Source organism: Streptomyces sp. NPDC012508 (genome assembly GCF_042902595.1).
GTDB lineage: Bacteria > Actinomycetota > Actinomycetes > Streptomycetales > Streptomycetaceae > Streptomyces.
Window position 1 is genome coordinate 358720 of record NZ_JBIBEO010000006.1, and the last position, 25488, is coordinate 384207.

The following is a 25488-nucleotide window of genomic DNA, read 5'->3' on the forward strand; positions in this document are numbered from 1 at the left end:
TGTCACTCGCTGTCCTTGAAGATGACCGGCAGTCGGGCGGGCTCGTTGCCCGTCGGGGCCACATGGAGGGTCTTGAGGGCGAACTCCATGACCTTCTTGTAGATGGGGCCGCAGATCTGGCCGCCGAAGTAGCTGCCCTTCGTGGGGTTCTGGATGGCGCAGTACACCGTGATCTGCGGGTCGTCGGCGGGCGCGAAGCCCGCGAACGAGGCGGTGTACCCCTTGTAGCGGCCGAGCTCGGGGTCGACGCGGTTGGCGGTTCCCGTCTTGCCCGCGACGCGGTAGCCGGGGATCCGGGCCTTGGTGCCGGTGCCCTCCTCGTCGCCGACCACGGACTCCAGCATCTGCGCGAGGGTCTTGGCGGTCTTGTCGCTCACCACCCGGGTCTGCTTCGGGGCGGGCGCGGGGGTGAAGCGGCCGTCGGGTCCCTTGGTGCCGCGGACGAGGGTGGGCTCGATCCGTACGCCTCCGTTGGCGATGGTCGAGTAGACCGAGGTGGCCTGCATGGCGTTGACCGAGAGGCCCTGGCCGAAGGGGATCGTGTACTGCTGCGAGGTCGACCAGTTCTGGGGCTTGGCGAGGATGCCGGAGGTCTCGCCGGGGTAGCCGAGCCCGCTGGGGCTGCCGATGCCGAACTTGCGCAGGTAGGAGTGGAGGATCCGGTTGGACTCGGCCTGGGTGTCGCCGAGCTGGCCGGTGGCCAGGATCGTGCCGATGTTGCTGGACTTGGCGAGGACGCCGTTGAGCGTCAGGTACCAGGTCGGGTGGTCGATGTCGTCCTTGAAGAGCCGGTCGCCCCGGTGGAGCCGGTTGGGGACGACGACATGGGTGTCGGGCGTCGCCGCGCCCTCCTCCAGGACGGCGGCCATGGACATGACCTTGCTGGTGGAGCCGGGCTCGTAGGCGTCCTGGAGGGCCGCGTTGCCCATCGAGGCGGAGTTGGCCGCGGACAGGTCGTTGGGGTCGAAGCCGGGGGCGTTGGCCATGGCCAGGACCTCGCCGGTCCTCGTGTTCTGCACTATGACGTAGCCGCGGTCGGCCTTGGACTTCTTCACCTGCTCGGTGATGGCCTGCTGGGCGGCCCACTGGATGTCCCGGTCGATGGTCAGCTCGATGTCGGAGCCGGGCACGGCCGGGGTGCCCCGGGAGCCCGCGGTGGGCACCTGGCGGCCGCCGGACTCGGCGAACCTGATCTTGCCCTCCTGGCCCGCGAGTTCCTTGTCCAGCATGGACTCCAGACCGCCGGCGCCGCGCCCCTCGGCGTTGACGTAGCCCAGTATCCCGGCGGCGAGTTCGCCGTTGGGGTACACGCGCTTGCTACTGGGCTCGCTGAGGATGCCGCCGAGCAGGTTGACGCCGTTGCCGCCCTCGGAGGGCTTGGACTTCTGCGCGTAGACCTTCTTGAGGTCCTTGATCTGGTTCCAGACCTGCGGGGTCTGCTTACGGGCGAGCAGGGTGTAGCGGGACTCGGGGGTACGGAGCTTCTTCGCGAGGTCCGCGGGCTCCTTGCCGAGGAGCGGCGCGAGGAGCGCGGCGGCCTGCTCCGGGGCGTCCTGGACCTTGCTCTCCTCGGGGGTGAAGAGCTTGGGGTCGGCGGTGATGTCGTACGCGTCGACGCTGGCGGCCAGCGCGATGCCGGAGCGGTCGGTGATCTCGCCCCGCTCCGCGGAGAGCGTGTACTCCTGGTAGCGGTGTGCCTCGGCCTTCGCGGCCAGCGCGCTCGCGTCGACGGCCTGCACCTGGAGCAGCCGGACGACGAACGCCAGCATCACGAGGGTCAGGCCGAGCGAGACGAGCCGCAGCCGGGGCTTCGGGCTGCCGAGCCGGATGGTGCGCGCCTTCGGCCGCGCGGGGGGCCGGGGCGCGGGCCTGCGCGGGGCGCCGCCGGAGCGTGCGGCGGCGGGCCGGGGGCGGGCGGGGCGCGCGGGCCCGGCGGGGCCGGGCACCCGGCGGCGCGGGGGCTCCTTGGGAGGCACTGAGGTCACCTGCCGGAGGTCGTCGGGGCGGGCGCGGTCGTCTTCGGCGTCGTCTCGGGGGGCTTCGCGGGTGTCGCGCCGCCCTGGGCGGGCTGCGTGGCCGGCCGGGCGGAGCCGGCCGGGGTGCTCGTGCCCGGGGTCGCACCCGGCGGGGTCGGCTTAGGGGCGGGCGGCGGCTTCGGCGCGGGCGTGGCCTTCGAGGGCTCGCCGAGGACCGTGCCGTTCAGGTCGAGGAAGGCGGGGCTGCCGCCGGGGACCATGCCGAGCTCCCGCGCCCTGCGCTCCAGCGCGTCGGGCGCGGAGTGGTCGTCCACGTCCCGCTGGAGGGCCTGCTCCTCGTCGGTCAGCTCGGTGGTGCGGTTCTTGAGGTCGCGCAGCTTGAAGGAGCCCTGGTTGAGGGCGGAGTTCAGCAGCAGGAGCGTGATGAGACCGCCGCCGAGCAGCACCACGACAAGCAGGACGAAGGGGGTACGTGCGGCAGTACTGGGCCCCGAGGGCATGAGCCGCCCGAGCCGCGCCGCCCGCCCTTTGAGCGGCCCCTTCGTCGTCATGCCCCTGCGCCCTCGTTCTCCCCCGGAGCTGCCGCCCGGGCGGTGCCCCCGTCCCCGCCCGTGAGGCGCGGCGGTGCGGGCACCGTCGTCGTCCGCGGCCCGGCGGCGTCGCGGTGGAGGGGGGTGGCGCGTGACGCTTCGAGCAGGGTGGCGGTGGGAGACGGGCGGGTGCTCACAGTTCGTCCTCCCGGATGCGCTGCGCTCCTCGGAGCCGGGCCGGGGCGGCTCGGCGGTTCTCGGCGATCTCCTCCTCCGTGGGGAGTTCGGCGCCGCGGGTGAGCAGCTTCAGCCGGGGCTGGTACTGCTCGGGGACGACCGGCAGGCCGGGCGGCGCGGTGTTCGCCGCGCCCGCCGCGAAGACCTGCTTGACCAGCCGGTCCTCCAGGGAGTGATACGAAAGGACCGCGATCCGGCCGCCCACGGCGAGCACCTTCACCGCCGCCGGGATCGCCCGCTCCAGGACCGTCAGCTCGCCGTTGACCTCGATGCGCAGGGCCTGGAAGGTGCGCTTGGCCGGGTTGCCGCCGGTGCGCTTGGCCGCCTGCGGCAGCGCGTCGCGGATCAGCTCGACCAGGCGGGCACTGTTGGTGAACGGCTCCTTGTCGCGCTCGCGCACGATCGCGGAGACGATCCGCTTGGCCTGCTTCTCCTCGCCGTACGCCCGCAGGATGCGGACCAGCTCGCCGGCCGGGTAGGTGTTGAGGACCTCCGCCGCGCTGACGCCGGTCGTCTGGTCCATGCGCATGTCGAGCGGGGCGTCCTGCGCGTAGGCGAAGCCGCGGTCGGCCTCGTCGAGCTGCATGGAGGAGACGCCCAGGTCGAAGAGGATGCCGTCGACGCGCCGGATGCCGAGCCGGTCGAGGACCTCGGGCAGCTCGTCGTACACCGCGTGGACGAGCGTCGCGCGGTCGCCGAACGGGGCGAGCCGCTCGCCGGAGAGCCGCAGCGCCTCCTTGTCGCGGTCGAGGGCGACGAGGCGCGCCTCGGGGAACCGCTCGAGTAGCGCCTCGCTGTGGCCGCCGAGGCCGAGGGTGCAGTCGACGACGACCGCGCCGGGGCGCTCCAGGGCGGGGGCCAACATGTCCAGGCACCGCTGGAGCATCACCGGGACGTGTCGGTCGTTGCTCAATGCGCCCTCTCAGAATTCGGCTCATGATTCGGCGCGGCCGCTACGCATCCGCCGCCTATGCGGGGGAGAAAGCGCGGAAATCGCTCAATGTCTCCGTGAACTTCGCGCCACTTTAGTCCACTGGCCGCAGCGGTCAATCAACCGGCTGGCGCGTCGCACGGGGCTTCGGCCGGAGCGGGTCATTCGGGACGACTCACCTGAATGGGCCTCCTCTGCTCATGCGTGTGGGTTACCTCACAACAAGGCTCATTGACGTTCTTTGTCCACTCTCACAGCGGGCCATGAACGCGCGTGACCATTACCGTCATAGGCATGTCGACCTCTGCGCACCCTTCCGCCGACGTGATAGGCACCGCCGGTACGGTCACCGACCGGCTCGTCGAGGCCAATAAGCGATACGCCGCCGGCTTCACCGATCCGGGCATGGACGCGCGACCCGTGCTGAACGTGGCCGTGGTCGCCTGCATGGACGCCCGTCTCGACCTCCACGCCGCGCTCGGCCTCGAGCTCGGCGACTGTCACACCATCCGCAACGCGGGTGGCGTCGTCACCGACGACGTGATCCGCTCGCTCACCATCAGCCAGCGCGCCCTCGGGACCCGCAGCGTGGTGCTCATCCACCACACCGGCTGCGGCCTGGAGTCCCTCACCGAGGACTTCCGGCACGACCTGGAGATGGAGGTCGGCCAGCGGCCGGCCTGGGCCGTGGAGGCCTTCCGCGATGTGGAGCAGGACGTCAGGCAGTCCATGCAGCGCGTGCGGACCTCGCCGTTCCTGCTGCACACCGACGACGTCCGCGGCTTCGTCTTCGATGTGACCACCGGTCTGCTCCGCGAGATCGATCCCACCTGATCCGCCGGGCGCAACATGGCAAACTCCGGCATAACGCCTCCACTTGTCCACAGGCGAGTGACACAACCCGGCAAGGGCAACAAGAATGCTCGGGTGACACCCCCCGAATGAAACGCGGGGGCAGGTGTCGGTGTTTTTCGGAGGGGCCGAGGAGGGCCGGGTGACGACCTATGACGATCGAGCGAGCCTCACAGATCTGACCGCCACAGCGGAGCGTGTCCGCAGGTCGGTGGAGGGTGTGATCGAGGGCAAGCCTGAGGTCGTACGGCTTTCGCTGACCGTGCTGCTCGCCGAGGGACATCTTCTGATCGAGGATGTCCCCGGCGTCGGCAAGACGATGCTGGCCAAGACGCTGGCGCGGTCCATCGACTGTTCGGTGCGCCGCATCCAGTTCACGCCCGACCTGCTGCCGTCGGACATCACCGGCGTGTCGATCTTCGACCAGCAGCGGCGTGACTTCGAGTTCAAACCCGGCGCGATCTTCGCCCAGATCGTGATCGGCGACGAGATCAACCGCGCCTCGCCGAAGACCCAGTCCGCACTCCTGGAGTCCATGGAGGAGCGGCAGGTCACGGTGGACGGGCAGACGTACGAGCTGCCGAGTCCCTTCATGGTGGTGGCCACGCAGAACCCGGTGGAGATGGAGGGCACGTATCCGCTCCCCGAGGCCCAGCGCGACCGCTTCATGGCGCGCGTCTCGATCGGCTACCCCAGCGCCGAGGCCGAGCTCCAGATGCTCGACATCCACGGCGCGGTCAACCCGCTGGACGATCTGCAGCCGGTCGCCCACGCCCATGACATCGTCAAGCTGATCGACGCGGTCCGGGCCGTCCACGTCGCCGACTCCGTGCGCCGGTACGCCGTGGACGTCGTCGCCGCGACCAGAAGCCACCCGGACCTGAGACTCGGCGCCTCCCCGCGCGCCACGCTCCACCTGCTGCGCGCCGCCAAGGCGTCCGCCGCGCTCAGCGGCCGCGAGTACGTCCTGCCGGACGACCTCCAGGCGCTGGCCGTGCCGGTCCTCGCGCACCGGCTGCTGCCGACGGCGCAGGCCCAGCTGAACCGGCGTACGGCGGAGCAGGTCGTCCTCGACATCCTGCAGCGCACGCCCGTCCCGGCCACCGCGCCGCCCGCCGGCCCGCACTACGGCCACCAGCAGCCCGGCGTTCGGCCGCTGTGATGACGACCGCTGCCGCGCCGGAGGGGCAGCGGGGTGACGACCTGGGCGCTCGCGCCGGTGAGGACCGGGGCGGTCTGCGGGCCGCCCTCAGCGGACTCACCACGCGCGGCCGGTCCTTCCTCGCCGCCGGTGTCGCCGCCGCGATCTGTGCCTTCGTCCTCGGTCAGGGCGACCTGCTGCGCGTCGGGGTGCTGCTCGCCGTGCTGCCGCTGCTCTGCGCCGTGGTGCTCCACCGCACCCGCTACCGGGTCGCGGGCAGCCGACGGCTCTCCCCGCAGCGGGTGCCGGTCGGCTCGGAGGCGCGCGTCCACCTGCGGATGGACAACGTCTCCCGGCTGCCCACCGGGCTGCTCATGCTCCAGGACCACGTCCCGTACATGCTCGGGCCGCGGCCCCGGTTCGTCCTGGACCGGGTCGAGGCGGGCGGCCGGCGCGAGGTGTCGTACCGGGTCCGCTCGGACCTGCGCGGCCGCTTCCCGCTGGGCCCGCTCCAGCTGCGGCTGAACGATCCGTTCGGCCTGTGCGAGCTGACGCGCTCCTTCAGCGCGTACGACACGCTGACCGTGATCCCGAGGACCGAGCCGCTCCCGCCGGTGAAGCTGACCGGCGAGGCGGCCGGGTACGGCGACGGCAGCCTGCGCTCGCTGGCGCTGGCCGGCGACGACGACGTCATCCCGCGCACCTACCGCCACGGCGACGACCTGCGCCGGGTCCACTGGCGGTCCACCGCGCGCTACGGCGAGCTGATGGTGCGCCGTGAGGAGCAGCCGCAGCGGGCCCGATGCACGGTGCTGCTCGACACCCGGGGCATCGCCTACGAGGGCGCCGGGCCCGACTCGGCCTTCGAGTGGGCGGTCTCCGGCGCGGCCTCCGCGCTGGTGCACATGCTGGAGCGGGGCTTCTCGGTACGGCTCCTCACCGACACGGGCACCTCGGTGCCCGGCGAGGGCGCCGAGGGCTTCGCCGGTACGACGCACGACTCGGCCGAGGCGGCCGGGCTGATGATGGACACCCTCGCCGTCGTGGACCACTCCGACGGCGCCGGCCTCTCGCGCGCGTACGACGTGCTGCGCGGCGGGAACGAAGGGCTGCTGATCGCCTTCGTCGGCGACATCGACGAGGAGCAGGCGGCGTTGGCCGCCCGGATGCGGCAGCGCAGTGGCGCGGCCGTGGCGTTCGTCCTGGACTCCGGCACGTGGCTCTCCGGAGGCACGGCGTCCGGGGCGGTCGAGGAGCGGCTGAGGCAGCTGCGGGAGGCCGGATGGACGGCGCTGGCCGTCCCCCCGGGAGCCCGGCTCGCCGAGCTGTGGCAGCAGGCGGCCGGGATCCGCGCGGAGAGCGCCGCGGGTGACACGTACGGAGGTTGGTCATGAGCGGCCTCGGACGGCTGACGCTGGGCGCCTACGCCGCCACACTGATGGCGGCGGGCGCGCTCCTTCCGCTGGTGCGGCCGGCGAACTGGGTCTTCACCGCCGCGCTGCTGCTCGCGGTGCAGAGCGGGGTCGGCGTGCTGACCCGGCGGGTGCCGCTGGCCAGGCCGCTGACGGTCACGGCGCAGGCCGTCGTGAGCCTGCTGGCGCTGACCCTGGTCTTCGCCCGTGAGCAGGCGCTGCTCGGGCTGCTGCCCGGGCCGCAGGCCTTCGCACGGTTCGCCACGCTGTTCCGGTCGGGCGCCGACGACGTGGGCACCTACGCGATCCCGGCGCCGGACACCGCGGGCATCCGTCTGATGGTCATCGGCGGCGTGCTGGTGATCGGGCTCCTGGTGGACACCCTCGCGGTGACCTTCCGCAGCGCGGCCCCGGCCGGTCTGCCGCTGCTCGCGCTCTACTCGGTGGCCGCGGGGCTCTCCGAGGGCGGCGCGAGCTGGCTGTGGTTCCTGCTGGCGGCGTCCGGCTACCTCCTGCTGCTCCTCGCGGAGGGCCGCGACCGGCTCTCGCAGTGGGGGCGGGTCTTCGGCGCGGCGCCCCGGGCCGGCCGCCCGGGTACGGGCGGGTCCGGAGGCGGGCGGCCGCTCGCCCCGGTCCGCACCGGCCGGCGGATCGGCGTGATCGCCATGGGCGTCGCGCTGGCCGTGCCGGCCGTGCTGCCCACGCTCTCCGGCGGCCTGTTCGGCGGCGCGGGCGGAGGACCGGGCGAGAGCGGCAAGGGCGGGACGATCTCGGCGGTGAACCCGCTGGTCTCGCTCCAGGACAACCTCCGCCAGCCCGAGGACCGCGAGGTGCTGCGGTACCGGACCAACGCGACCGACACGAGCGGCATGTATCTGCGGCTCGTGGCGCTCGACCAGTTCGACGGCACGTCCTGGAAGTCCTCGGTCCGCCCGATCGAGGACGTCCCCAAGCCGCTGCCGCGGCCGGACGGCCTGAGCGGGCAGGTCGCCACGACCGAGGTGACGGGCAACTTCGTCGCCTCCTCGACGTACGAGCAGAAATGGCTGCCGATGCCGTACCCGGCGTCCCGGGTCGAGATCGGCGGACGCTGGCGGTACGAGCCGGCCGGGCGGATGCTCGTCGGCGACGACGGGCAGAGCACCCGGGGCGCCCGGTACACGGTGGCCAGCCTGGACGTGCGGCCCACGGCCGCGCAGCTGGCGGCGGCCCCGCCGGCGCCGGCCACGCTCCGCACCGAGTACACGAAGGTCCCCGACTCGCTGCCGCTCGACGTACGGGCGACGGCGCTGCAGGTCACGAGGGGCGCCCGGAACGACTACGAGCGTGCCGTGAAGCTCCAGGACTGGTTCGCGAAGGACGGCGGCTTCCGCTACGACGTCGACGTCGAGTCCGGGACGGGAGTCCAGGCGATCTCGCGCTTCCTGGAGCGGCGGGAGGGCTTCTGCGTCCACTTCTCGTTCTCGATGGCGGCGATGGCGCGGACCCTGGGGATCCCGGCGCGGGTGGCGGTCGGCTTCATGCCGGGCAACGCCCAGGCCGACGGCACGATGTCGGTGGGCATCCGGGACGCCCACGCCTGGCCCGAGCTGTACTTCGAGGGAGCGGGGTGGACCCGGTTCGAGCCCACGCCGACGCGGGGCTCCACTCCGGAGTACACCCGGCAGCAGTCCCCGACGGACACGCCGAGCGCGTCGGCGCAGCCGTCGACCAGCGCCTCCGCTGCGCCGTCGGCGGTGCCGAGCGCCTCGGACAGCTGCCCGCCGCAGCTGCGCCGCCTGGGCGAGTGCGACCCGGACGTCGCCGCGGGTGGTGCCTCGTCGGACGGCGGCGGGGTGAATCCGCTGGCGGTGGTGCTGGTGTGTCTGGGTGTGGCGGTGGTGCTGCTGCTGCCGCTGACGCCACTGCTGTGGCGTACGCGGGTACGGGCGCGGCGCCTGGGCTCCTCGGGCCGCACCGAGGAGGACGCGGTGGCCAGGACCCTGGCGGCGTGGCAGGAGATCGTCGACACGGCCTGGGACCACGGGGTGGTGCCGGACGAGTCGATCACGCCGCGGAAGACGGCGGCGCGGATCGTCCGGCTCGGCGCGCTGGAGGGCGAGCCGGCGAACGCGGTGCACCGGGTGGCGCGGGCGGTGGAGCAGGTCCTCTACGCCCCGCAACCCCGCCCGGGCACGGGTCTGGTGGACGAGGTGGCCCTGGTCAGGTCCGGCTTCACGGCGGTCTCCTCCCGGAAGGTCCGGCTGCGGGCGCTGCTGGCTCCGCGCTCGGCCGCCCGGGTGGTGTGGACGGCCTCGTCCCGCTGGTCGACGCTGACGGACCGCTGGGGAGCACGCCGCCAGGCCACGACGCTCCGCCTGACGGCCTCGCTCCGCCGAGTGACCCGCCAACGGGGCTGAGGCCCGTTGTGGGCAGTCGTTCCGCTGAGGCGGGACGACTGCCGACGTGGGGGGACCGTTCCGCCCCGGCGGGACGACTCCCACGGGGGCCGACCGTCCCACTGGGGCGGGACGACTGCCCCAAGGACCGTTTCGCTGGGCGGGACGACTATCCCCCGGACCGCTTCGCTGGGCGGGACGACTGCCCCCACGGGGGGCGGCCGTACCCCGCTGGGCGGGACGACTGCCCCCACGGGGGCCGGCCGTACCCCGCTGGGCGGGACGACTGCCCCCACGGGGCCAGCCGTACCGCCGGCGCGGACGACTGCCCGCACCCGGCGCGGGCGGCTGCCGGGCGCCACGACGAACGAGCCCCGCGGGGTCGCGCTTCGGCGCGGGCCCGCGGGGCTCGGAGTCGTGTAAGGGGCGCAGGGCCCTCAGCGCGGCGTCAGTGGCCGCCGCCCTGCTGTTCGTCACGGCGGCGCTGCCACCGCTCTTCGATCCGGTTCATCATCGAGCGGCGCTGCCGGGTCTGACGGCCACCGGCCGCCGCCCCGCCACTCGCCTGCTGCTCACCCGGTTTGGGCGCCTTGCGCCATCCGGTGACCGCCAGTACCGCGCAGCCCAGCATGACGAGGAACCCCACCACGCTGATCCAGATCTGCTGAGCGACCATTCCAGCCATGAGGAGCGCGATACCCACCAGGAAGCCGGCGACTGCCTGGTAGACCCGTCGCCGGGTGTACGTACGCAGTCCGCTTCCCTCGAGCGCTGTCGCGAACTTGGGATCTTCGGCGTACAGCGCTCGCTCCATCTGCTCGAGCATTCGCTGCTCGTGCTCCGAGAGCGGCACGGAGTCCTCCTAGTCGTCGGTCGCGGGGGCGACCGGGATGCGGCCCTTTCAGGATAGGCAGGGAATCGCCCCCGTGAAACCCGCCCTCAACGCCAAATCGCCAATCCGGGCCGCCATGCGGTTCAGTTGCTGAGGCGTTGATTCCCCGGCTACCTGCCCGTCATGCCGGACGGTGTCCCCCGATCATACGGGGCAAAGCCCGGGACCGGAGGTGCTGTGGCGTACTCCATGTGCGGTTGCGCCGCTGATCAGCGGCGCAGCCGGGGTGTCGGGTGGGGCGTCAGGCGGGCTTCTCGCCCAGGACGTGCAGCTGGGTGGCGATGGCGTGGAAGGACGCCAGCTCCGCCGCGGCGGCCTCCAGCTTGAGCAGCGCCTCGGCCGCGCCGGGTTCGGTGTCGACGAGGACGCCGGGGACCAGGTCGGCGAAGACCCGCACGCCGTGCACCGCGCCGACGTCCAGACCGGCCGCGCCCGCCAGCTCGGTGAGCTGCTCCGCGGTGAAGCGCCGGGGCATCGGGTCTCCGGTGCCCCAGCGCCCGGCCGGGTCGCTGAGGGCGTTCCTGGCCTCGGTGAAGTGCCCGGCCAGCGCGCGGGCGAGGACGGCGCCGCCGACGCCCGCGGCGAGGAGGCTGAGCGCGCCGCCGTCCCGGAGCGCCGCGGTCGCGTTCCGTACGCCCTCGGCCGGGTCGTCCACGTACTCCAGGACGCCGTGGCAGAGCACCACGTCGAACCCGTCGCGTCCGACCACGTCGAAGAGCCCCCGGATGTCGCCCTGGACCCCGCTGACCCGCTCGGCGACCCCGGCCTCGGCGGCCCGGCGCTCCAGCGCGAACAGCGCGTTGGGGCTGGGGTCGACGACCGTGACGCGGTGACCGAGGCGCGCCACCGGCACCGCGAAGTTCCCGGAGCCGCCGCCCGTGTCGAGGACATCCAGGCTGTCCTTCCCGGTGGCCTTGACCCGGCGATCGAGGGCGTCCTTGAGGACGTCCCAGACGACGGCCGTACGAAGGGAGGCGCGCGACGGCCGCGACGACGCCTCTCGACCGAAGACAGGGGAAGGGTCCGACACGGCTGTTGACTCCTCGGTGACGGTGTACGAACGCCTCCCACCCTATGGCCTCGGCCGTGCTGCCCCGCTCAGCCGTCGCTCACCCGGTGGCCTCGCCGGCGCCGGTCTGGCGGGGCAGTACGGGCTGGAGGACGAGGAGGCGCTCGACCAGGCGCAGGAACATCGCGGCGTCCCGGATCAGGTCGTCGGCGTCCCGGCTGGTCGCGGCGCCCGGTATGCCCGCCTCGGCCCGGGCCCGGCGGGAGGCGCCGGAGGCGAAGAGGGCGCTCCACTCGGTGAGCTCCGGCGCTATCTCGGGCAGCACCTCCCAGGCGCTTCGGATCCTGGCCCGTTTACGGGGATTGGCCTCGGGCCGCCCCCGGACGGCGAGCACGGCGGCGGCGGTACGGAGGGCGGCGAGGTGGGCCGTGGCGTACCGCTCGTTGGGCCGGTCGAAGGCGGCGGCCTCGTCGAGCCCGGTGCGGGCCTGGGCGAGCAGGTCGAGGGCGGCGGGCGGCGCCGTGGAGCGGCGCAGCACGGGGTGGACGTCGGACGGTGGTCCTGCCAGTGCGGGGGCAGGCCGGCCACCGGGGCGGCGCCTGGGCGCGGCTGCTGCGGAGGAGCTGGTCATGACGAGCCTCCTGTCGTCGTGTGACGGCTCTGTGTCCGTATGTGTCCATCGTGAAGGCCACCACTGACAATCCCGCTGACCTGGCGTTTTGCCGAGAACGACGATCAAGGGGTAAGTTTTTGAACTGACTGGTCAGTTCAAAAGTGGGGAAAGTGGGGGTGGACCGGTGGAAGCGAACCCGGAGGAGCCGCACGGCGCCGCCGTCGTCGCGGACGGATTCGGGCTGAAGGGACCGCGCGGCTGGGTCTTCCGCGAGGTCGGCTTCCGGGCCGAGCCGGGCGCGCTCGTCGCGATCGAGGGCCCGTCGGGGTCGGGCCGCACCTGCCTGCTGCTCGCGCTGACCGGCCGGATGAAGCCCCAGGAGGGCCACGCCGAGGTCGCCGGGCTCCCCCTGCCCCGCAGGATGGCCGCCGTGCGCCGGATCAGCTCGCTCGGCCCGGTGCCCGGGGTCAGCGACCTCGACCCGTCCCTCACCGTCGCCGAGCATCTGCGCGAGCGCGCCCTGCTCCAGCGCCGCTACGACGGCGCGGTCCGTGCCCTGCTCCGGCCGCCCGGCGAGCGCGCCGCCGCCACCAGGGCCCGGATCGACGCGGCCCTGGAGACCGCCGGACTCGACCTGGAGACCCTGCCGAAGGGCGAGCGGACCTCCGTACGCGACCTGGAGCGTCTGGAGGCGCTGCGCCTGTCCGTGGCCCTGGCCCTCATCGGCCGGCCCCGGGTGCTCGCCCTCGACGACACCGACCTCAAGCTCTCGCCGGCCGACCGGGCCGAGGCCTGGGCCCTGCTGCGCTCGATCGCCGGCGCGGGCACGACCGTGCTCGCGGTGTGCAGCGAGGCCCCCGAGGGCGCCCTGAGGGTCACCACGGCACCACGCGCCGCCGAGGACACGACGGCTCGGGCCACCGCAGAGACGACCGCCGGCACGGACGAAGCCGGCACCGAAGACCCGGCCGAAGATGCGGCCAAGAACGCGACCGAAGACCCGGCCAACGAAACGGCCGAGGAAACGGCCATGGAACCGGCCGAGGAGTCGGCCGAGGAAACGAGCGAGGACACGGCCGCGGAAACGGCCGAGGAGACGCCCGACGCCGACGCGAACGAAGACACGACCGAGGAGGGGGAAGCCGATGCGCTCGCCGAAACTGGCCGCGCTTGAGCTGAAGCGGTTCGGCAGGGGGAAGCTGCCGCGCGCCGCGCTCGTCGCGATCCTGCTGCTGCCGCTGCTGTACGGCGCGCTGTACCTCTGGTCCTTCTGGGACCCGTACAGCAGGCTCGACCGGATACCCGTCGCCCTCGTCAACGCCGACAAGGGCGCCACCGCCGACGGCAAGAAGATCAACGCCGGTGACGACATCACCGAGAACCTGCTCGACAGCAAGGTCTTCGACTGGCACCAGGTGAGCGACGCCGAGGCCCGCAAGGGCGTCGAGGACGGGACGTACTACCTCTCGCTGACCATGCCGGAGGACTTCAGCACCCGGATCGCCTCCAGTTCGGGCGACTCCCCCGAGACCGGCGCGCTGAAGGTCCGTACGAACGACGCCAACAACTACATCGTCGGGCAGATCTCGCGGACGGTGTTCTCCGAGGTGCGCACCGCCGCCTCCACCAAGTCCTCGCGCTCCTTCCTCGACAAGATCTTCATCTCCTTCTCCGACATCCACGACGCCACCGCCGAGGCGGCCAAGGGCGCCGGGGACCTCAAGGACGGTGTGGACAAGGCGAAGAAGGGCTCCAAGAGCCTGGCCGACGGGCTGAAGGACGCCAAGACCGGCAGCGGGAACCTCTCCTCCGGCCTGAAGAAGCTCGACAAGGGCGCGGGCGAGCTGGAGACCGGTTCCCGGCAGGTCGCCGACGGCACCAAGGCGCTCGCCGACAAGGTCAACGGGAAGGCCGACAAGGTCCGCCCGTACCTGAAGAACAACGGCAAGACGATCGGCGACACCGCCCGCCTGGTCGCCGACGCCGCAGGGGCCGTCCGCCACGACCTGGACGACGTGGTCCGCCGCGCCCCGGTCGCCCGCAGCGCCGCGCATGTGGCGGACGACAAGCTGGAGGCCCTCCACAAGAAGCAGTGCGTGGACAACCCGCTGCCCGACGCGAAGACCTGCCCGGCCCTCAAGGAGGCCAAGACCACGGCCGACGACGTGGCCAAGATCGCCGACGACCTCCACGAGCTGGCCAAGGACAGCGACGGCGACCTGAAGAAGCTGGACAAGCGGCTCGCCGCCGTCCAGAAGCAGGCCAACGACCTCGCCAAGGACGCCCCGCACCTGGACGACGACCTCGAAGGCGCCGTCAAGAAGATCAACAAGCTCAACGAGGGTGCCCAGAAGGTCGCCAAGGGCGCCGACGAGCTCCACACCGGCCTGACCGGCGCCAAGACCGGCTCGGCGAAGCTCGACAGCGGTGTCGGCAAGCTCAAGAAGGGCGCGGGAGAGCTCGACGGCGGCCTGTTCAAGCTCGCCGACGGCTCCGGCGAGCTGGCCACCGGCCTGAAGGAGGGGGTCGCCCAGATCCCCGACTACGACAAGCAGGACCGCGACCGGCGTACGGAGGTCATGGCCGACCCCGTCGAGCTCGCCTCCCAGTCGCTGCACAAGGCACCCAACTACGGCACCGGCTTCGCCCCGTACTTCATCCCGCTCTCCCTCTGGGTCGGCGCGATGGTGGCGTACATGCTCATCCAGCCGCTCAACCGGCGCGCGCTCGCCGCCGGCGCCTCGGCCTGGCGGATCGCCCTGGCCGGCTGGCTGCCCGTGGCGGCCATCGGGCTGCTCCAGGTCGCCGCGCTGATGTCGGTCCTCCACTGGGGGCTCGGCCTCCAGATGACCAGGGCCGCCGGCACGGTCGGCTTCCTGGCGCTGGTGACCTGCTGCTTCGCCGCGATCATCCAGTGGCTCAACGCCCGCTTCGGCGCGGCGGGCCGGATCCTGGTGCTCGCCGTGCTCATGCTCCAGCTGACCTCGGCGGGCGGTACCTACCCCGTACAGACCAGCCCCGGCTTCTTCAACGCGATCCACCCGTTCCTGCCGATGAGCTACGTGGTCGAGTCGCTGCGCCGGCTGATCTCGGGCGGCGGGATCGGACCGGTCTGGCAGGCGTGCGCGGTCCTGACCGCCTTCACGGTGGGCGCGCTGGCGCTGACGGCCCTCTCCGCGCGGCGCAAGCAGGTGTGGACGCTGGACCGGCTCCACCCCGATCTGTCCCTGTGAACCCACCCCTGTGGCATCCGCGAGACCTGTGAGAATCGAGCCCATGGACAGCAGCAGCACCAGACGCCAGGCCACGCGCGCGAAGCTCTACGAGGCCGCCGTCACCCTCATCGCCGAGCAGGGCTTCTCGGCGACGACGGTGGACGAGATCGCCGAGCGCGCGGGTGTCGCCAAGGGCACGGTCTACTACAACTTCAAGAGCAAGACCGAGCTGTTCGAGGAGCTGCTGCGGCACGGCGTCGGGCTCCTGACCGCCTCCCTGCGGGACGCGGCCGAGGAGACGGCGGAGCGGGGCGGGAGCCGGGTCGACGCGCTGGACGCGATGATCCGGGCCGGCCTGGTCTTCATCGACCGCTATCCGGCCTTCACCCAGCTGTACGTGGCCGAGCTCTGGCGCACCAACCGGGCCTGGAACTCGACCCTCCTGGTGGTCCGCCAGCAGGCGGTCGCGGTCGTGGAGGGAGTCCTGCGCGAGGGGGTCGCGGAGGGCGAGCTGAGCGAGGAGATCGACATCCCGCTCACCGCCGCGGCGCTGGTGGGGATGGTCCTGGTGGCCGCTCTCGACTGGCAGGCCTTCCAGCGGGAGCGCTCGCTCGACGACGTGCACAGCGCGCTGTCCCGGCTGCTGCACGGGCGCGTGAGCGGCCGCTGACCCCGGTCGGAACCCCGGCGAGGTGAAGTCCGCCGGGCGGACCTGAACCGCACGACCACGACGAACGGCGAGGCTCGATCCCCCCGAGCCTCGCCGTCCGCCGTTCCTGCAACCCCCGTTGCACCCCCGTGCACCCCCGTGCCGGCAGGTGCGCGACCCCGTTCCGCCACCCCGTGTCGGCGGTCCCGGAGCCGCGCCCCTTCCGTGCTCCCCACTCTCTCCTCCTCGCAGGTCGGAGCCCATCCGCGTATCTACTCATCTCGACCTGTAGGTACGGGTACTCAGACCTGGTTACGATCGCGGGCGTGTCCGTACTCCCCCTGGTCTTCACCAGCGGCTGGGCCAGCGGGATCAACGCGTACGCGGTGGTCCTGCTCCTCGGCATCTTCGGCGCGACCGGCCTCACCGACGAGGTGCCCGAGTCGCTGCAGCGCACCGACGTCCTGATCGTCGCCGGGGTGCTGTTCCTCTGCGAGGCGGTGGCGGACAAGATCCCCTACGTCGACTCGGTCTGGGACTCCGTGCACACGGTCATCCGGCCGGTGGCGGGCGCCGTGGTCGCCGCCCTGCTCGCCGGGGAGTCCGGTTCGATCCCGGAGCTGGCGGCGGGCGCGGTGGGCGGCTCGACCGCCTTGCTGAGCCACTTCGTCAAGGCGGGGACACGGATGGCGATCAACACGTCGCCGGAGCCGTTCTCGAACATCGCCATGAGCACCGCCGAGGATCTCGGGGTCGCCGGGATCATCACCTTCGCGATGTTCAACCCGCAGGCGGCGGCGATCATCGCGGCCGTCCTGCTCGTACTCGGCCTGGTGATACTGGGCTTCCTCGCCCACAGCATCCGCCGCTTCCTGCGCCGCAGGGCGCAACGGCGGGAGGAGCGGCGCCTGGCCGCCGCCGGGACCCGGAGGGTCCCGCCCTACTGACCGGGGCGCCGACGACGCCCGACTCCGAGGCCCAGGTCCCACCCGCCTGACCGGGGCGCCTGGCATGACTGTCGGTGACGGCCGATAAGGTCGCTGACATGGCACGGATTGTGGTGATCGGCGCAGGTCTCGGCGCCATGGCGGCCGCCGCCCGGCTGGCCGTGGCGGGCCACCGGGTGACGGTGTACGAGCGCGGCGGGACGTACGGCGGTGCGGTGTGCCGCTTCGAGCGGGACGGGTTCGGCTTCGACACCGGCCCCGGGCTGCTGCATCTGCCCGCGGTCTACCGCGATCTCTTCGTCAAGACCGGCAAGGAGTCCCTGGAGGACTCCGTCGGGCTGACGCAGGTCGATCCGGCGAGCCGTCATGTCTTCGCCGACGGCACCCGCGTGGACCTGCCGAACGCCTCACGGGCGGGCACGGTCGCCGCGCTGGACGCGGCGCTCGGCGCGGGCGCCGGCGAGCGCTGGGGCGACTTCCTGGTCCGGGCCCGCGAAGCCTGGGACCGCACGCGCCGCCCGCTTCTGGAGGAGCCGCAGACCGCGGACACCTCACCGCTCGCCCGCGAGCCCTACCCGGCCCTGAAGCCGGGGCTGTTGCGGCGTCCCACGACCCTGCTCGCCCAGGTCGGCGCGCGGGAGCTGCGCGACCCCCGGCTGGTCGCGCTCCTCGACGCGTACGCCTGGGCGTACGGCTTCGATCCGGCCACCGCCCCGGCGGCGGCCGCCGTCCTGCCGTACATGGAGCAGACGTTCGGGACCTGGTACGTGAGCGGCGGCATCCGGGCGCTCGCGGACGCGGTGTACCGGCGGTGCCTGAGGCGGCGCGTGGAGTTCGTCTTCGACGCCGAGGTCACCGAGGTCCTGGAGAAGGACGGCCGGGCCGCCGGGGTCGCGCTGGCGGGAGGCGAGACGGTCGAGGCGGACCACGTCGTCGCGGGCGCGCCCGTCCCCGCGCTGTACCGGGACCATGTCGTGGGCTGGGAGCGCCAGGACGAGTGGCCGCGGTACCAGGCCGACGGGACGGGCAGGATGACGGTCTGTCTGGCCCTGCGCGGAGCGCGGGAGGCGGGCGCCGTGCACCGTACGGTCGTCCACGCGACCGCCGGCCGCCCGACCACCACCGTGCTGCGGCCCGACGACCCGGCATTGCGCCCCGACGACGGCCACGAGTCGGTCACCCTCGCCGCGACGGTGAACCTGTACCCGGAGCACGACTGGGCGGAGATCGCCGAGGGGATGGTGACGGCCGCGGAATCGGCCGTTCCCGGGCTCCGTGAGCGGCTGCTCTGGCAGGAGGTCCGCACCCCGGACGACACCCTGCGGGAGACCGGCGCGGCCGAGGTTCCTGGTCCGGCGCTCGCGGGCGGCCGGGGCGCCTTCCTGCCCGCGGCCAACCGCTCCCCGCTGCCCGGGCTCTACTTCGCGGGCGGCTGGTCCCACCCGGGCGGCGGGCTCGCCCACGCGGGCATGTCGGGCGCGCTGGTCGCCGGGCTGATCGTGGAGGGCGACGACTTCCGCGGCTCCCGGTGAGGCCTTGAGGAGCTAGTACCGGTACTGCTGGTCGTTGTTGTAGGGCTCGTAGTTCTCGTAGCCCTGCTGCGGCGGCGCGGGCTGCTCGCCGTCGCGCTGCTGCGGCACCCACACCCCACCGGGCGGGGTGTCGTAGGCGTACGAGGGCGCGTACGGGTCCGCGTAGGGCTGCTGGCCGCCGGTGCCGTAGTCGTACGCGGCGTACTGCGGGCCGTCCGGGGTCGGGCCGATGTACGGGTCGGAGTAGGCGGCGTACTGCTGCTGGCCGGTGCCGTAGTCGTAGGCCGGCTGCGCGTAGCCGGGCTGCGCCTCGTAGCCGCCGGGCTGCTGCTCGTATCCCTGCGTGCCCTGCGTGTCCTGCGCGCCGTATCCGTCGTAACCGCCGTAGGCGGGCTGCGGGGTCTCGGCGTGCGCCTGGGACTCGTCGTAGGCGGTGGCGTAGACGCCGTACTGGCCGGTGTCGTCGGGGAGCGGCTGGGGCTCGTACACCGCGGTCGTCTCGGCCGCGGACGGCTCGCCGGCCTGCTCGTAGGAGAGGTCGCTGACCTCCAGCGTGGGGCCGGTCTCGGCCGGCGCGGCGGACCTGCGGCGCCGGCTCGCGCCGGGGCTGCCGCCGATCGCCCACCCGGTGGAGAAGCCGCGGCGGAACGACAGGGTCACATAGGTCTGCCCGACGGCGAAGGCCACCGCGCCCACGATGATCACCGCGACGGACGGCATCAGCACACCGAGGACGACTCCGAGGAAGCCGCAGAAGGCGAGCACGCGCCAGCGGAGCCTCGCCTTGTACTGCAGGAGCACCTCACCCAGCAGCCACAACGCGACGACACCGAACGCGATGTAGAGGACCGTCCACCCCATGCCCGCCCCTCTCCTACGGCCACCGCCGCGGGTCTGGGGCGGGTACGCCGGTCACGACTGCACGTGCAGTCCGAGATTCTCGTAGATCTCCAGCGTCGCGGTGGAGTTGTTCAGCGTGATGAAGTGCAGTCCGGGGACACCCTCGGAGAGCAGACGTGCGCAGAACTCCGTCGCGAACTCGATCCCCATGGAGCGTACAGCGGCCGGATCGTCCTTGACGGCGAGGATGCGGTCTTTCACATGCGCGGGGAAGGTCGCGTTGCTCAGCTGGGGCAGGCGGTCGAGGGTCTTCACGTTCACAACGGGCATGACTTCGGGGATGATCGGCGTCTCGCAGCCGGCCTTCGCCACGCTGTCGCGCATCCGCAGATAGTTCTCGGGGTCGAAGAACATCTGGGTGATGGCGTAGTCGGCGCCGGCCCGGCACTTGTCCACGAAGTGACGGATGTCCGTGTCCCAGTCGGTGGAGCGCGGATGCATCTCGGGGAAGGCGGCTACGCCCACGCAGAAGTCGCCGGACTCCTTGATCAACCGCACCAGGTCGGCGGCGTACCGGACGCCCTCGGGGTGCTCGACCCACTCCCCCAGCGGGTCGCCCGGCGGGTCACCGCGCAGGGCGAGCATGTTGCGGATGCCGGCGTCGGCGTACTGGCCCAGGACGTTGCGCAGCTCGGCGATCGAGTGGTCGACCGCGGTGAGGTGGGCGACCGGGGTGAGCGTGGTGTCGCCGGCGATCTTCTGGGTGGCCTTGACGGTGCCGCCGCGGGTGGAGCCGCCAGCGCCGTAGGTCACGGACACGAAGCTGGGGCCGACCGCCTCGACCCGGCGCAGGGCGTTCCAGAGGCTCCGCTCACCCTTCTCGGTCCTGGGCGCGTAGAACTCGAAGGAGTACGAAGGCCTGCCGGAGGCGAGGATGTCGCGGACCGTTCGCGCGCGGTCCGAGCGGGTGGAAGCGGTACCAAGGGCCATACCGGCAGGTTAGACGGGGTGCCACGGCCGACGAAGCAGCGTCCGAGTAATGGACACGATTTTGGACATCACCCGAGAGTCGGGGTGGGTCCTCGGACGTTACGACAAGCGCCGGACGACAGCCCCCGGACGACGACGTCCGTGCCGTCCCGGTCAGGCGCGCTCGCGGACCCGCTTGGCCAGCCGGGCCGCCGCCGCGGCCGGGTCGTCGGCCTCGGTGATCGCCCGTACGACGACGATCCGGCGCGCTCCCGCGTCCAGGACCTCGTCCAGGTTGGTCTCGTCGATCCCGCCGATGGCGAACCAGGGGCGGTCCTGCTCCAGGGCGGCCGCGTGGCGCACGAGGCCGAGGCCGGGGGCGTACCGCCCGGGCTTGGTGGGGGTGGGCCAGCAGGGGCCGGTGCAGAAGTAGTCCACGCCGGGCTCGGCGGCTGCCGCGTCCACCTCGGACTCGTGGTGGCAGGACCGGCCGATCAGCACCTCGTCGCCGAGGATGGCCCGGGCCGCGGGCACGGGCAGGTCGCCCTGGCCCAGGTGCAGCACGTCGGAGCCGATGGCGTGGGCCACGTCCGCCCGGTCGTTCACGGCGAGCAGCTTGCCGTGCCGGCGGCAGGCCTCCGCGAAGACGGCGAGGTGCTCCAGCTCCTCACCGGCCTCCATGCCCTTGTCGCGCAGCTGCACGATGTCCACGCCGGAGGAGAGCACGGCGTCGAGGAACGCGGGCAGGTCCCCCTGCCGCCTGCGGGCGTCCGTGCAGAGGTAGAGCCGGGCGTCGGCGAGCTGCGCGCGAGGCGTGGACATGGGTGCTTCCCCCCGTTGGGTGCGGCGGTCCCCGGGGGCCGGGCGGTGCCGGCCCCCGGAGACTCCTGTGGTGTCTCTTCGTCTACGTCAGACGGCAAGCGCCTGGGCGCGGCGCTTCACCTCCGTGCCGCGATTCTCGCTGAGGGCCTGCGCGGGCGTGCCCGGCAGGGTCGGGTCGGGAGTGAAAAGCCACTCCAGCATCTCTTCGTCGGTGAAGCCGTCGTCCCTCAGGAGAGTCAGGGTGCCGGAGAGGCCCTTGACCACCTTGTCGCCGTCGATGAAGGCGGCGGGCACCTGAAGCGCCTTGTTCTCGCCGCGGCGGACGGCGATGAGCTGGCCTTCCTTGACCAGCTGCCGCACGCGCGTCACCTCGACGTCGAGCATTTCCGCGATGTCGGGGAGGTAGAGCCAGGCGGGGACGAGAGCATCGGTTCTTGCGTCAATCTCGGTCACGGGGACAAGCCTGCCATCCCGGACTGACAGTCGGTAGTCGGGCCTACAGGAGTGCCGCCTTCAGGGGGACGGAGGCGTCGGCGGCGCGCTCCGGGTCGAGCCGCGCTCCGGACTCGATCAGCTTGCGGCCCTGGGCCAGGTCGCGGGGGCGGCCGACGGCGAGCAGGGCGACCAGGGCGCCGTCGCGCAGCCACAGCACGGACCAGGAGGGCTCGGCGGGGTCCCCGCGGTGGACCAGCTCGGCGCCGGTGGCGTGGTGCCCGGCGTACTGGACGAAGCGTCCGAACTGCTCGGACCAGAAGTACGGGACCGGGTCGTAGGTCCCGGGAGTCTCGCCGATGATGTCGGCCGCGACGGTACGGGGGCCCTGGAGCGCGTTGTCCCAGTGGTGGACCAGGAGCCGGGAGCCGTAGCGGGCGGAGGGGAACGAGGCGCAGTCGCCGACGGCGTACACGTCGGGCAGGGAGGTGCGCAGCCGGTCGTCGGCCGTGATGGAGCCGTCCTCGTCGAGGGCGATGCCGGAACCGGTGAGCCACCGGGTGGCCGGCCGGGCGCCGATGCCGACGACGACCGCGTCGGCGGGCAGTCGCCGGCCGTCGGCCAGGTGGACCGTGCCGGGCTCGATCCGGTCCACGCGCGCGTGGGTCAGGAGTTCGGCGCCGCTCTCCTCGTACCAGCGGGCCATCGGGGCGGAGACCTCGGCGGGCAGCGCGCCGGCGAGCGGGCGGTCGGCGGCCTCGACCACGGTGACCGCGCACCCGGCCTCGCGCGCGGCGGTGGCGAACTCGGCGCCGATCCAGCCGGCGCCCACCACCACGATGTCGTGCCGCCGCTCCAGGACGGGCTTGAGGCGGGCGGCGTCGTCGAGGGTGCGGAGCAGATGGACCCCGGGTACGCCCTCGGTGCCGGGCAGGGTGACGGGTTCGGCGCCGGTGGCGACGACCAGGACGTCGTACGGGACGGGCCCGGCCTCGGTGTCGACCTCGTGGGCGTCGGCGCGCAGGCCGGTCACGTCGAGGCCGAGGCGCAGCTCGATGGAGAGCGCCTCGAAGTCGACGTCGAAGGCCGAGTCCTCGGCCTTGCCGAGGAGGACCGCCTTGGAGAGGGGCGGGCGGTCGTAGGGCTGGTGGGGCTCGGCCCCGATGAGGGTGACCGCTCCGTCGAAGCCCTGCTCGCGCAGGGCTACGGCGGTCTGTACCCCCGCCATCCCCGCGCCCACGACGACGACCCGCTGCTGTGCCTGCTTCTGCTCGCTCACCCGATCACCTTACGTATCTGACGCACCGTCAGGAAGACAGCTGCTCCACGACGCTGGTGCCGGAGCCCTCCTGGGACTCCCATGCCCAGCTCTCCTCCAGCCGAACGCGGCCGTCCGGGAGCTCGACCACGATGGAGACGCAATGCCCGGAAGAAGTCGTTCCGTCCTGCTTCAGCTGCACGTACCGGAAGTCGAGCCGGTCCCCCGCGCGCGTGCCGACGAGGTTCCCGCGGACCACGTCCCCGCCCGCGTACTCGGCCCAGATCCGGCCGTCCTCCTCGTGGTACGTGAACCGGGTACGCGTCCCGACCTGACCGGGGGCCTGGTCGGCGACCGGGGCGAGGACGAGACCGTCGAGAGAACGCGGCACGGTGGAGGCTCCCTTACTGGGCGTCGGGGGCTGGGGTTAGGCTGACCGTCAACGTAGAGCACTCGCGGGAGCCCGGACGCACCGGGCTGAGAGGGAGGCTGGCCGGCCTCCGACCGTACGAACCTGATCCGGGTCATGCCGGCGAAGGGAGGGGCTGGACGCCCATGTCGCGTACATGCAGTACCTCTGACGTTCTCGTCATCGGGGGCGGAATCATCGGCCTGGTCACGGCCTGGCGGGCCGCGCAGCGCGGGCTGAGCACCACGGTCGTGGACCCCGAACCGGGCGGCGGGGCCGCCCGGGTGGCGGCCGGAATGCTGGCCGCCGTCACCGAGCTCCACTACGGCGAGGAGACCCTGCTCGCCCTCAACCTCGCCTCCGCGCGCCGCTATCCGGAGTTCACCGCCGAACTCCAGGACGCCACGGGACATGACGTCGGCTACCGCGCCTGCGGCACGCTCGCCGTCGCGCTCGACGCCGACGACCGGGCGCATCTGCGTGAACTGCACGCGCTGCAGACCCGCTGCGGCCTGGAGTCGGAATGGCTCAGCGGACGCGACTGCCGCCGCCTCGAGCCGATGCTGGCGCCGGGGGTGCGCGGCGGGCTGCGGGTCGACGGCGATCATCAGGTCGATCCGCGCCGGCTCGCCGCCGCGCTGGTCACCGCCTGCGAGCGGGCCGGGGTGGTCTTCCACCGGGGTCCCGCCGAACGGCTGACGGTGGTACGGGACCGGGCCACGGGTGTCGCGCTCACCGGGGGCCACGAGCTCACCGCGGACCAGGTCGTCCTGGCCGCGGGCAGCCTGAGCGGGCAGCTCGCCGGGGTGCCGCGGGAGGTCCTGCCTCCCGTACGCCCTGTGAAGGGACAGGTGCTGCGGCTCACCGTGCCGCGCGCGTTCGCGCCGTTCCTGTCCCGGACCGTCCGGGCCGTCGTCCGCGGCAGCCATGTCTATCTCGTGCCGCGCGAGAACGGGGAGCTCGTGGTCGGCGCGACCAGCGAGGAGCTGGGCTGGGACACCACCGTCACGGCGGGCGGGGTCTACGAGCTGCTCCGGGACGCCCATGAGCTCGTACCGGGTCTCACCGAGCTGCCGCTCACCGAGACGCTGGCGGGTCTGCGACCTGCCTCCCCCGACAACGCGCCGCTGCTCGGCCCGACCGCGCTGCCCGGCCTCCAGCTGGCCACCGGGCACTACCGCAACGGGGTCCTGCTCACGCCTGTCACCGGCGATGTCATGGCCGAGCTGCTCACCACCGGCGCGCTTCCGGACGAGGCCCGCCCCTTCACTCCCCGCCGCTTCTCCCCCGTACGTCAGGAGCAGCCCGTATGAACGCCTCGACGAACCCCTCGACGAACGAGCCGAACGAGCCGACGACCGCCTCGACGACCGTCTCGACGACCGTCTCGATGAACGTCTCCGTCAACGGCGAGGCGCGTGCCCTCGCCGCGCCCACGGCCCTCGACGCCCTGGTGGCGACGCTGACGACGGCGCCGTCGGGTGTCGCCGCGGCCGTCAACGAGACGGTCGTGCCGCGCAGCCAGTGGTCCGCGACCCTCCTCGGCGAGGGCGACCGGGTCGAGATCCTCACCGCCGTCCAGGGGGGCTGAGCGCCATGTCCGACGACACCTTCCTCCTCGGCGGTACGGAGTTCTCCTCGCGGCTGATCATGGGCACGGGCGGGGCGCCCAGCCTCGACGTGCTCGAACGCTCGCTGGCCGTCAGCGGCACCGAGCTGACGACGGTCGCCATGCGGCGACTGGACCCGACCGTGCGCGGCTCGGTCCTGTCCGTCCTGAACCGGCTCTCGATCCGCGTCCTGCCGAACACGGCCGGCTGCTACACGGCGGGCGAGGCGGTCCTGACCGCGCGCCTGGCCCGGGAGGCGCTCGGCACCGACTGGATCAAGCTGGAGGTCATCGCCGACGAGCGGACCCTGCTGCCGGACCCCGTCGAGACGCTGGACGCGGCGGAGACCCTGGTGGACGACGGCTTCACGGTCCTGCCGTACACCAGCGACGACCCGGTCCTCGCGCGGAAGCTGGAGGACGTGGGGTGCGCGGCGGTCATGCCGCTGGGCTCGCCGATCGGCTCCGGGCTCGGGATCCGCAACCCGCACAACTTCGAGCTGATCGTGGAATCCGCGGGCGTGCCGGTGATCCTGGACGCGGGGGCCGGGACGGCCTCGGACGTGGCGCAGGCGATGGAGCTGGGATGCTCGGCGGTCATGCTCGCCTCCGCGGTGACCCGGGCGCAGGACCCGGTCCTGATGGCGGAGGGCATGCGCCACGCGGTGGAGGCGGGCCGCCTGGCCCACCGGGCGGGCCGCATCCCCCGCCGCCACTTCGCCCACGCCTCCTCCCCCACGGAGGGCCAGGCAGCCCTGGACCCGGAGCGCCCGGCGTTCTGACGCGGCGGCCTCGCGTCACAGCTGTGCTGCGGTCGGGGGCGGTGGGGACGGGT

General features: G+C 72.8%; 24 protein-coding genes and 1 riboswitch. Of the genes, 12 read left to right on the top strand and 12 right to left on the bottom strand.

Annotated features, from left to right (window positions below; translation table 11 throughout):
• Positions 1-2: 2 nt before the first annotated feature.
• The 3 genes from ACFY8U_RS22310 to rsmH all read right to left on the bottom strand — a co-directional run bounded on the left by ACFY8U_RS22310 (position 3) and on the right by rsmH (position 3656).
• Positions 3-1976, bottom strand: coding sequence for a peptidoglycan D,D-transpeptidase FtsI family protein (locus tag ACFY8U_RS22310; RefSeq protein ID WP_389572752.1), 1974 nt, complete (start codon positions 1974-1976; stop codon positions 3-5).
• 5 nt (positions 1977-1981) lie between these two features.
• The gene (locus tag ACFY8U_RS22315) at positions 1982-2527 is read right to left on the bottom strand and encodes a septum formation initiator family protein (RefSeq protein ID WP_389572754.1); all 546 of its coding nucleotides are present in this window, start codon (positions 2525-2527) and stop codon (positions 1982-1984) included.
• Between the two features lie 172 nt (positions 2528-2699).
• Complete coding sequence (gene rsmH / locus ACFY8U_RS22320; protein ID WP_361433059.1) at positions 2700-3656, bottom strand: 16S rRNA (cytosine(1402)-N(4))-methyltransferase RsmH; 957 nt, start codon at positions 3654-3656, stop codon at positions 2700-2702.
• Positions 3657-3968: 312 nt separating this feature from the next.
• On the opposite strand from rsmH, the gene ACFY8U_RS22325 reads away from it, so the two are divergent.
• The 4 genes from ACFY8U_RS22325 (at position 3969) to ACFY8U_RS22340 (ending at position 9478) form a co-directional block, all read left to right on the top strand.
• A complete protein-coding gene (locus ACFY8U_RS22325) occupies positions 3969-4508 on the top strand; it encodes a beta-class carbonic anhydrase (protein ID WP_389572757.1) in 540 nt (179 codons plus the stop codon).
• A 160-nt stretch (positions 4509-4668) separates the two neighbouring features.
• Positions 4669-5688, top strand: a complete 1020-nt coding sequence (locus tag ACFY8U_RS22330; RefSeq protein ID WP_361593183.1) for a MoxR family ATPase — start codon at positions 4669-4671, stop codon at positions 5686-5688.
• Entirely contained in the window at positions 5688-7061 is a 1374-nt protein-coding gene (locus ACFY8U_RS22335) for a DUF58 domain-containing protein (protein WP_389572760.1), read from the top strand. Before ACFY8U_RS22330 ends, ACFY8U_RS22335 begins: the two co-directional genes overlap by 1 nt.
• Positions 7058-9478, top strand: coding sequence for a DUF3488 and DUF4129 domain-containing transglutaminase family protein (locus tag ACFY8U_RS22340; RefSeq protein ID WP_389572762.1), 2421 nt, complete (start codon positions 7058-7060; stop codon positions 9476-9478). The genes ACFY8U_RS22335 and ACFY8U_RS22340 overlap by 4 nt, the downstream gene beginning before the upstream one ends.
• Positions 9479-9905: 427 nt before the next feature.
• Here ACFY8U_RS22340 and ACFY8U_RS22345 read toward each other — a convergent pair whose 3' ends face one another.
• From ACFY8U_RS22345 to ACFY8U_RS22355, 3 genes are all read right to left on the bottom strand, one after another.
• Positions 9906-10310: a DUF3040 domain-containing protein gene (locus ACFY8U_RS22345; protein ID WP_352191812.1), complete on the bottom strand. Its 405-nt coding sequence runs from the start codon at positions 10308-10310 to the stop codon at positions 9906-9908.
• A gap of 280 nt (positions 10311-10590) precedes the next feature.
• Positions 10591-11379 carry a methyltransferase gene (locus ACFY8U_RS22350; protein WP_361593189.1) on the bottom strand — a complete coding sequence of 263 codons (789 nt, stop codon included), beginning with the start codon at positions 11377-11379 and terminating at the stop codon, positions 10591-10593.
• A 79-nt stretch (positions 11380-11458) separates the two neighbouring features.
• The gene (locus ACFY8U_RS22355; protein WP_361433072.1) at positions 11459-11989 is read right to left on the bottom strand and encodes an SAV_6107 family HEPN domain-containing protein; all 531 of its coding nucleotides are present in this window, start codon (positions 11987-11989) and stop codon (positions 11459-11461) included.
• 166 nt (positions 11990-12155) lie between these two features.
• On the opposite strand from ACFY8U_RS22355, the gene ACFY8U_RS22360 reads away from it, so the two are divergent.
• From ACFY8U_RS22360 to ACFY8U_RS22380, 5 genes are all read left to right on the top strand, one after another.
• Positions 12156-13145 carry an ATP-binding cassette domain-containing protein gene (locus tag ACFY8U_RS22360; protein ID WP_389572766.1) on the top strand — a complete coding sequence of 330 codons (990 nt, stop codon included), beginning with the start codon at positions 12156-12158 and terminating at the stop codon, positions 13143-13145.
• Positions 13117-15204: a YhgE/Pip family protein gene (locus ACFY8U_RS22365; RefSeq protein WP_389572769.1), complete on the top strand. Its 2088-nt coding sequence runs from the start codon at positions 13117-13119 to the stop codon at positions 15202-15204. The genes ACFY8U_RS22360 and ACFY8U_RS22365 overlap by 29 nt, the downstream gene beginning before the upstream one ends.
• Before the next feature lie 43 nt (positions 15205-15247).
• Positions 15248-15856 (top strand): helix-turn-helix domain-containing protein, encoded by a 609-nt coding sequence (locus ACFY8U_RS22370; protein WP_361593197.1) that lies wholly within the window; start codon positions 15248-15250, stop codon positions 15854-15856.
• 305 nt (positions 15857-16161) lie between these two features.
• Complete coding sequence (locus ACFY8U_RS22375) at positions 16162-16782, top strand: DUF4126 domain-containing protein (RefSeq protein WP_389572772.1); 621 nt, start codon at positions 16162-16164, stop codon at positions 16780-16782.
• A gap of 98 nt (positions 16783-16880) precedes the next feature.
• Positions 16881-18314: a phytoene desaturase family protein gene (locus ACFY8U_RS22380; RefSeq protein WP_389572775.1), complete on the top strand. Its 1434-nt coding sequence runs from the start codon at positions 16881-16883 to the stop codon at positions 18312-18314.
• 12 nt (positions 18315-18326) lie between these two features.
• On the opposite strand, the gene ACFY8U_RS22385 is transcribed toward ACFY8U_RS22380, so the two are convergent.
• The 6 genes from ACFY8U_RS22385 to ACFY8U_RS22410 all read right to left on the bottom strand — a co-directional run bounded on the left by ACFY8U_RS22385 (position 18327) and on the right by ACFY8U_RS22410 (position 23026).
• Positions 18327-19175, bottom strand: a complete 849-nt coding sequence (locus ACFY8U_RS22385; RefSeq protein ID WP_389572778.1) for a hypothetical protein — start codon at positions 19173-19175, stop codon at positions 18327-18329.
• Positions 19176-19226: 51 nt separating this feature from the next.
• Positions 19227-20144, bottom strand: a complete 918-nt coding sequence (gene metF, locus ACFY8U_RS22390; protein WP_361433091.1) for a methylenetetrahydrofolate reductase [NAD(P)H] — start codon at positions 20142-20144, stop codon at positions 19227-19229.
• A gap of 153 nt (positions 20145-20297) precedes the next feature.
• Positions 20298-20945 (bottom strand): thiamine phosphate synthase, encoded by a 648-nt coding sequence (gene thiE, locus ACFY8U_RS22395; RefSeq protein ID WP_389572781.1) that lies wholly within the window; start codon positions 20943-20945, stop codon positions 20298-20300.
• A gap of 87 nt (positions 20946-21032) precedes the next feature.
• Positions 21033-21398, bottom strand: coding sequence for an Rv2175c family DNA-binding protein (locus tag ACFY8U_RS22400; RefSeq protein WP_361433095.1), 366 nt, complete (start codon positions 21396-21398; stop codon positions 21033-21035).
• A gap of 43 nt (positions 21399-21441) precedes the next feature.
• A complete protein-coding gene (locus ACFY8U_RS22405; protein WP_361762224.1) occupies positions 21442-22656 on the bottom strand; it encodes an FAD-dependent oxidoreductase in 1215 nt (404 codons plus the stop codon).
• 28 nt (positions 22657-22684) lie between these two features.
• The gene (locus ACFY8U_RS22410) at positions 22685-23026 is read right to left on the bottom strand and encodes a hypothetical protein (RefSeq protein WP_389572784.1); all 342 of its coding nucleotides are present in this window, start codon (positions 23024-23026) and stop codon (positions 22685-22687) included.
• A gap of 54 nt (positions 23027-23080) precedes the next feature.
• Positions 23081-23193: riboswitch (TPP riboswitch) on the top strand.
• On the opposite strand from ACFY8U_RS22410, the gene thiO reads away from it, so the two are divergent.
• From thiO to ACFY8U_RS22425, 3 genes are all read left to right on the top strand, one after another.
• Positions 23191-24357 carry a glycine oxidase ThiO gene (gene thiO, locus ACFY8U_RS22415; RefSeq protein WP_389572787.1) on the top strand — a complete coding sequence of 389 codons (1167 nt, stop codon included), beginning with the start codon at positions 23191-23193 and terminating at the stop codon, positions 24355-24357. (Overlaps the previous riboswitch by 3 nt.)
• Before the next feature lie 77 nt (positions 24358-24434).
• Positions 24435-24635: a sulfur carrier protein ThiS gene (gene thiS, locus ACFY8U_RS22420; protein WP_361433548.1), complete on the top strand. Its 201-nt coding sequence runs from the start codon at positions 24435-24437 to the stop codon at positions 24633-24635.
• Positions 24636-24640: 5 nt separating this feature from the next.
• Entirely contained in the window at positions 24641-25435 is a 795-nt protein-coding gene (locus ACFY8U_RS22425; protein WP_389572789.1) for a thiazole synthase, read from the top strand.
• Positions 25436-25488: the final 53 nt, after the last annotated feature.